Below are 2067 nucleotides of genomic sequence, written 5' to 3'. Positions count from 1 at the left end.
GTATAAAGGATATTTGTAGTATCGGGTTTAATTTTTTATAAAACCTTAGATACTTACATAAAGACAGAAGGAGAAATGATTCGTTTGAATAATAAAGAAGCAAAAAAAATTGAGTTACCTGCAAATTATGAGGAATTAAAAAAATCTGCTAATCGTACATCGAATTGGAGAGAACGTTTAGATGCGATTGAAGAGTTAGGTCAGTTCAAAAATAAACAAGTTATCGATGTACTTACACATATAATGAATAACGATGCTGTGTATAAGATTCAAGAGGCCGCTTACCGTAAACTTAAAGCATTCGGTGAAGATGTTCAATTACCTTCAAGGAAAAAAGGAGAATTGATAAAGGGATTACGAAAAATCCTGTTAAGAATTAAGAAGAGCTTACCTGAAGATCATACGTTTAATGAATTCAAAGAGAAGATAAAGAAAATGAGAATGGACATTTATGATACTTACGAAGGTGAAAAGGGAGCGGACTTTGATAATTGGCTTGAAAACACATGGACAGCCTTATCGAAAAAGTAAATTTTAAATGACACAATTTTATTTTAAAGAATATAAAGTAAGTTACACATTCAACTATTAGCGTTTTAGTTTAATAACATAAGAAAAAGGAGCATTGTTTTGCTCCTTTTTCTTATGTTTAAATATCATTACATTAAAAATCACAAAAGTTATGCTCTTCTGATTCACTCAATATTGAATTCGTTAATAATTAATCATATTCCATATTAGGTGTTGTCTTACAAAGCATAAGCTGAGAAACCCAATATAGATGAAGCCATAAAGCAAAAGGGTCTTCTAATGAGAAACCTTTCAAGCTCCATAATGCCCTCCAAACACTTTGTACATTTCATTGTATATATAATGAATTATTTATTAATTCCCTCTAAAAACACATTTTCTTTATAACTCAACATAAAGTTATTAATACATATATTTGTGTCCAAAGATATTGATGTTAATTACATAACATGAAAAACCCTTTTTAGTATTTGCTGTAATGGTAGCTACCATCATCGTAGTATTCAAAAAGAACCTATCTACTCCTTAGTTGCTTTTAGTTTTCAAGGCTGTTACAACCTCCAATACTTAGAGACAAAAATATCTTTTTCTGAAATTAACAATATACAAGGAAACCAAGAGGCAAAACATATCCTGAAGTTTTAGATAGCACAGGAATACTTGTGCCTTTTTTAGAGGGAAATCTATTTGCTTATATTTACTTATTTTAGAAAAAGATATTTGATAACAATTAACCAAGAATAATGATGATAACGAGGGGATTCTATATGGATATTATCGGAAAAGGTGTAACTCGTAAAGATGCATGGGAAAAGGTGACAGGACAAGCGATTTACACCGGTGACCATAAAGAAACAAAAATCCTTCATGTTAAAAAGGTAATTAGTCCTTATGGACATGCCAATATTAAAAATATTGACATAACCAAGGCTGAAAAAGTTGCTGGAGTTCGTGCAATCATAACTGGCGGGAATTTACCGCTAACAGGAGAAGAAATCAGGGATCGGTACCCCATAGCTCAAGATAAAGTCCGCTATCATGGAGAAGTTGTCGCACTTGTTGTTGCTGATACACCCAAACAAGCAAAATTTGCAGCAGACAGTATTCAAGTAATTTATGAACCTTTACCTGTTATCAATTCACCAATAGATGCCATAAATCCTAAATATCCTTTACTCCACCCAGATTTAGATACCTATAAAAAAATATCCGAGGTATTTCCTGAGCCAGGTACAAATATAGCAAATCGAACCAAAATCCGAAAAGGTGATATAAAAAAAGGTTGGCAAGAGAGCGATATTATTGTCGAGGAAAAGTTTTCATTTTCCCCTTCAGACCATGTTGCTATGGAAACAAGATGTTCCTTAGCAGAAATTCGTGCAGATAATAAAGTCGTGATAAGCTCTTCTTCTCAAGCACCATTTATGATCAAGCGTTTAATAAGTGATTATTTTGGTGTTGAAATCGGAAATGTCATTGTAAACACGCCTCTAGTTGGTGGTGCTTTCGGTGGTAAAGCCTCGGTACAACTTGAAC

Annotated in this window: 2 protein-coding genes; both read left to right on the top strand. The window is 32.8% G+C overall.

Features of this window, described 5'->3' with window-relative positions; all coding sequences use genetic code 11:
• The first annotated feature begins 84 nt into the window (after nucleotides 1-84).
• Nucleotides 85-531 carry a HEAT repeat domain-containing protein gene (locus AC1DUW_RS26825; protein WP_477643931.1) on the top strand — a complete coding sequence of 149 codons (447 nt, stop codon included), beginning with the start codon at nucleotides 85-87 and terminating at the stop codon, nucleotides 529-531.
• A gap of 767 nt (nucleotides 532-1298) precedes the next feature.
• On the top strand, nucleotides 1299-2067 hold a 769-nt coding region (locus AC1DUW_RS26820; protein ID WP_477643930.1), incomplete at its 3' end, for a xanthine dehydrogenase family protein molybdopterin-binding subunit.

This window comes from Peribacillus sp. P4_C12 (genome assembly GCF_056402095.1).
The sequence above is the reverse complement of the archived record's forward strand: the minus strand, read 5'-3'. Positions and strand labels throughout refer to the sequence as shown.